The following is a 5183-nucleotide window of genomic DNA, read 5'->3' as shown; positions in this document are numbered from 1 at the left end:
GTGGTTACATTATTTGTCGGTCCCGGCGAAGGCGGCGTGCGTTGTCATCACGATGCTGCGCGATGCCAACCTCATCGAACAGTCCCGGGTGGTGATGGAGAAGCCGTTCGGCACGGACCTGGCCACTGCGGTGGAGCTCAATGACTTCCTGAACGAAACGTTCGACAAATCTCAGATTTTCCGCATCAACCATTTCTTGGGCAAGGAGGCGGCGCATAATATTTTCGCGTTCCGTTTCGCCAACGGATTGTTCGAGCCGATCTGGAACCGCAACTTCATCGACCACATCCCGATCGATATTCCCGAGAAGCTGGGGCTGGATCAACGGGCGAACTTCTACGAGAGCACCTGCGCGTACAAGGACATGGTGGTCACGCACCTGTTCCAGGTGATGGCGTTCGGGGTGATGGAACCGCCGACCGCCCTCGAGCCCTATGCCATCAGCGAAGAGAAGAACAAGGTGTTCCGATCGATGCCCCCGGTGAAGACATTGGACGTGGTGCGTGGCCAGTACGCCGGTATCGTGAAGAGGAAGGCTTGGCAAGGGATTCCGACACCGAGACATTCATCGCGCTGAAGGTCGGCATCGACAACTGGTGCTGGACCGGGGTGCCTATCTACCTGCGCCCCGGCAAGAAGATGGCCGAAGGCATCCGCATCATCTCGATCGCGTTCAAAGAGGCGCCGCGCAGTATGTTCCCGCCGGGTTCGGGTGTCGGAACCCAGGGTCCCGATCACAAGACGTTCGATCTTGCGGACAATTCGAGAGTTTCGCTGTCGTTCTACGGCAAGCGGACCGCCCCCGGGATGAAGCTCGACAAGCTGTCGATGCAGTTCTCTTCCCAGGAGATCGACACCGTGGCCGACATGCTGGAGGCCTACGAGGGCTCATCCTCGATGCGCGGTGACCACACACTGTTTACCACCGCCGAGGGCAACGAATCACTATGGTAGCGTTCGGCAGAACTGCTCGACGACCCGCCGCCGGCGGAGGTGTACCCGGTGGGAACGTGGGGTCCCAACACTATTCACCAACTGAACTGATCGCACCTAACACCTGGCGGTTCCCGTTCGAACGTGGATGGCGGCAGAGAACCAGAGAGTAGGGGCAGCCGGGGACCATCCAGGACAGCACCGACGACGACTGCAGCGCGGTAAGCGCGCACACGAACACCAGGGAGATCGCGCTCCACAGCATCACGCGGCGGAAGATGTCACCTTCCTTGCCGTCGAGGTTCACCGCGGCCGCGGCGATGGAGAAGTTCTGCGGCGAGATCATCTTGCCCAGCACACCGCCAGAGCTGTTGCCCGCGGTCATCAGCAGCGGCAAAAGACCGGCCTTGGCGGCGGCCGTCACCTGCAACGCGCCGAACAACGAGTTCGAGGAGGTATCGGAGCCGGTGACCGCCACGCCGATCCATCCCAGGATGGGGGAGAGCAGCGCGAAAGCACTTCCGGCGCTGGCCATCCAGGTGCCCAGGGTGATGGTCTGCCCTGCGGCATTCACCACGAAAGCCAGTGCCAGCACGGCCATTACGGTGACAATCGCCCAGCGGAGCTGATACAGGGTCGCGCCGTAGGCCTTGAGCGCGCCACCCACCGACAGGCGTAGCACGAACATCGCGACGAGGCCGGCGATCAGCATCTGCGTTCCCGGCGTGTTCACCAGGCTGAAGGTGAAGTTCGCCACGCTGGACGGGCTTCCCTTGGCGGTTTGCAGGTGCAGGCACTGCCAGTGCACCGCGTAGGTGGCGTGGTCCAGGAACTTCTTCACGACGGGGACCTGGCAGAGGACGAAGATCGCGATGATGATCGCGTAGGGCGTGTAGGCGCGGAACACCTCGGCGCGCGCGTCGGTCTTATTGAGGTCGGACTTGTTCAGGTTCGCCTCGAACTCGGGGGCCATGGTGTCGGACTCACCGTCCGCGACGACCGCGACGGGCGGGGGTGGTCTGGGGCCGCCGCACCTGCAGCAGCAGCACCACGGCACCCGAAGACAGCAGCGAAGCGACCACGTCCGCGGACGGCACCGACAGGAAGTTCGATGTGGCGAATTGGCCGACGCCGAAGACGATGCCCGCCGTCAGCGCCACGTGCCATTTCTCGCGAAGTCCACGACGGCCGTCTGCGATGCGTCGCTGGAGATCCCGGAGACCTTGCCGAGCGTGATGATCGGGATCGCCATGGCCCCGTAGGCCACCGGTGCGGTGTTGGCCACCAGGGCAAGGACTGCCGCCTTCAGCGGCTTGAAACCCAACGCAAGCAGCATCATCGACGTGACTGCCATCGGCGCACCGAAGCCGGCCAGCGCCTCGAGCAGCGCGCCGAAGGGGAAGGCGATGATGATCGCCTGGATGCGGTGATCGTCGCTGATCCCGGCGAAGCTGCGCCGGAGTACGTCGAAATGTCCTGTCTGGACGGTCACTTGGTAGACCCAGATGGCGTTGATCACGATCCAGAGGATGGGGAAGAAGCCGAAGACGACGCCCGCGCTGGCGGCCAATAGCGCCTGGCCGGTTGGCGTGCCGTACACCGCGATGGCGATGGCAAGCGCCACCGCCACGGAGATCAGCGCAGCCACCCAGTCCGCATCCGTAAGGCGCCGAGCATGACGAAGAGCATCGCCAAACAAGGGAACTCAGGCCTAGCGAATGTGCGACTGGGTCCAAAATCTGGCGATATATATGCTGGGAACCTTAAAGATTCGGTGGGACTGTTGTGCGCCGGATCACTGTGCTACAATCACAAATGCCGGAAAAAGTTTGGAATAAATTAAATCGGTCGATTTATTTGGGCGTAGAGTCCCCTCCAGCTTCCCGCAGACCGTCGACCAGCAAAGGAACAGCGGCCATGGTACCGGGCGTCGCGCCACGAACGCAAACGAGCAGCTCGTAATCGACTTCATCCAGGCCTTCTACGGACAGCACATCGACATCGACGCGGCAACCGCACTGATGTCGGACGACTTTGTGTGGGAGCGACATGAGATGGCCCTCGCCGGGCATGTCGTGCAGCACCGCCCCCAGATCTCCGAGGCCTGACGTTCAGCGTGGGCCAACGGGACGTTGACATCGACGTCCCTCTGCCACACCTGTACCGGCACGGTGATGTCCTCGAGCTGGAAGCCCCAGTCGTGCGCGAAGAGCCGGTAGTCTTGTGCCGCGGCCCTGCCCGCGGTCGGGCACACTTGGACGATCATGTCCAGGAAAATTTCGCACTTCGAGCCGCGCGAGGGCATCGCGGTCGACGGGCGGCATGCTTGCCACCAGCTGCCCCAACATGAACGCCGGGAAGCGACGGCCGATCAAGAAGATCAGCCCGAAGATCACCGCATTGGCCGCGGGCACGGTTCGGCCGAGCCGGGCAAATACCTTGTTCGCGGGCATCATGCCCGCCTCGAACCGGGCTTGACGAGAGGCCCGACACCGCTGACGAGCGCGGCGGTAGTGACACGGTCGGGGAGGAAGCGAGTGCAGGCCGCCGCATGGGGCCCGCCGCCGGAAAATGCCGAGCACCGCGAAATGTTCGAGGCCAAGGTGATCGGCCAGTTCGGTGACGTCGCTCGCCCAGCTTTTGAAGGTGTGCCGCGGCTGCCAGGCGCTTGCACCGTAGCCGGGACGGTCCGGGACGATCAACCTGGACGCCCGCCGCCAGCGCGGGTTTCTCCGGGTCGATGAGGCATTGTCGACGCGAGCCCGGCTTCCCGTGGAACGCGAACACGGGGTAGCCGGGTTGCACAGCTCGGTCCAGGCGAGTTCGCATCCTTCTATCAACTGCATGATCCGTGCATCCATACTTGTGACCGTATGCGTCATGGCGTGGATGCAGTTGGGAGACAACGCGTTATCGCGTTATGACACCTCGCGTGATCGCGGAATTTAACCCGAGGCGCTGAGGATCTTGATCGCGAAGATCAGCGAGTCGCCGGGCCGAATCCCCGCGCTGGGCTGGCCTTCGGGGGTAACCGTCCGCGGGGACCATCGCGACGGCGACCGTAGACCCGACTTTTTGCCCCGCGATCGCCTTCTGGAAGCCGGGTATAACTCGGGTCACCGGGAAGTCGGCCGGGACGCCCACGATCGTAGCTGCTGTCGAACACCGACCCGTCACGTCCGTTGACGCCCATGTAGCAGACCGAGACCTTGGCGGTGCTCGAGACCACCGCTCCGCGTCCAGTCGGGGGCCGCGCCGCTCGGCGGTGCGGCTGTGGGGCACGAACCGGCGGCACTTGCCGTTCCTCCTCCGGCGAGCGTCAGGACGGTTGCTTAGGCACAGGCAGCGCCGGCGAGCGAAGAATTTGCCCGGGTACCGACTCGACCGCTCAAACAGACAATTCCCCGGAAGGAATTGTGGTTACCCTCGGGTTGCCGTTCAGATAGGCGACTAGTGGATCCGGCGCATATGCGGTGGCTTCGTCCCGCTCGATGGCGGTCGACGCGACGGACTCCTGAGCCGGGTCCGTGACACCGATTTTGCACACGAATGGTGGCAGCAGCCGATACACACCGACACGGGTCTCCTGTATAGGTGCCGACACATCCAGGGCGAACAGCAATGCGGCGACAAGCGGTCCGCTCTGGGGTGACGGTGTGCCCGGCCTGGGGACCGGCGAAGGCCGTGGGATCGAGGGCCCAACCGAGACTGCGGGCGTGGTCGGTCATCCAGAGCAGCGCCAGATCGCTCAATCTGTGATGGACATATCCGCCGCCAACGTCGCCGTGGGCGCCGGCAAACCACACCTGCGTCGCCGGAATCGGTTGTTGGAGCAGGAGAATGAGGTGCTGCGCCGGGCGGCGGCGTACCCCGGTACAGTCGAATCTGCCGGGAAAAGGCTTTACCCGCTCGTGAAAGAGCTCGCTGCCGACGGGATTTCCGTGGCGGTGACGTGCTGGTCCTCAAGCTCGCCCGCCAGCCCTACTAACGCTGGCTGGCCAACCCCGTGACCGACGCCGAGTACCTCGAGGCGCATCGGCTCCAACGCCCTGTTCGACGCCCACCGCGATGATCCGGAGTCCGGCTACCGCTTCCTGGTCGCTGAGGCCGGCGACGCCGGGCAGCCGATGGCCGAGCGCACCGCGCCCCCTGGCGGATCTGCTCGAACAACGCTGGTGGAGTGTGTTCGTCAAGCGTAAACTTGGTAAGAACGGCAAGGTTGGTCCACCGGTCCATGACGATCGGGTAGG

The 5183-nt window shown here is 63.6% G+C and carries 4 protein-coding genes and 2 pseudogenes; 1 reads left to right on the top strand and 5 read right to left on the bottom strand.

The annotated features are described in order from the left end of the window. Nucleotides 1-52: 52 nt before the first annotated feature. Nucleotides 53-954: pseudogene (locus tag FQ389_RS17405) on the top strand (hypothetical protein). Between the two features lie 70 nt (nucleotides 955-1024). Here FQ389_RS17405 and FQ389_RS17400 read toward each other — a convergent pair. From FQ389_RS17400 to FQ389_RS23020, 5 genes and pseudogenes are all read right to left on the bottom strand, one after another. After that, the gene (locus FQ389_RS17400; protein ID WP_407662938.1) at nucleotides 1025-1906 is read right to left on the bottom strand and encodes an L-lactate permease; all 882 of its coding nucleotides are present in this window, start codon (nucleotides 1904-1906) and stop codon (nucleotides 1025-1027) included. 10 nt (nucleotides 1907-1916) lie between these two features. After that, on the bottom strand, nucleotides 1917-2093 hold the full coding sequence (locus FQ389_RS20975; protein ID WP_260860870.1) for a hypothetical protein: 177 nt from the start codon (nucleotides 2091-2093) through the stop codon (nucleotides 1917-1919). Continuing rightward, on the bottom strand, nucleotides 2084-2581 hold the full coding sequence (locus FQ389_RS17395) for an L-lactate permease (protein ID WP_260860869.1): 498 nt from the start codon (nucleotides 2579-2581) through the stop codon (nucleotides 2084-2086). Before FQ389_RS17395 ends, FQ389_RS20975 begins: the two co-directional genes overlap by 10 nt. A 1297-nt stretch (nucleotides 2582-3878) precedes the next feature. Beyond that, nucleotides 3879-4256: pseudogene (locus FQ389_RS17385) on the bottom strand (FKBP-type peptidyl-prolyl cis-trans isomerase). A gap of 9 nt (nucleotides 4257-4265) precedes the next feature. Next, nucleotides 4266-4739 carry a phospholipase effector Tle1 domain-containing protein gene (locus tag FQ389_RS23020; protein WP_407662937.1) on the bottom strand — a complete coding sequence of 158 codons (474 nt, stop codon included), beginning with the start codon at nucleotides 4737-4739 and terminating at the stop codon, nucleotides 4266-4268. Nucleotides 4740-5183: the final 444 nt, after the last annotated feature.

Source organism: Mycobacterium tilburgii, assembly GCF_902168065.1.
Classification (GTDB): Bacteria; Actinomycetota; Actinomycetes; order Mycobacteriales; family Mycobacteriaceae; genus Mycobacterium; species Mycobacterium tilburgii.
The sequence above is the reverse complement of the archived record's forward strand: the minus strand, read 5'-3'. Positions and strand labels throughout refer to the sequence as shown.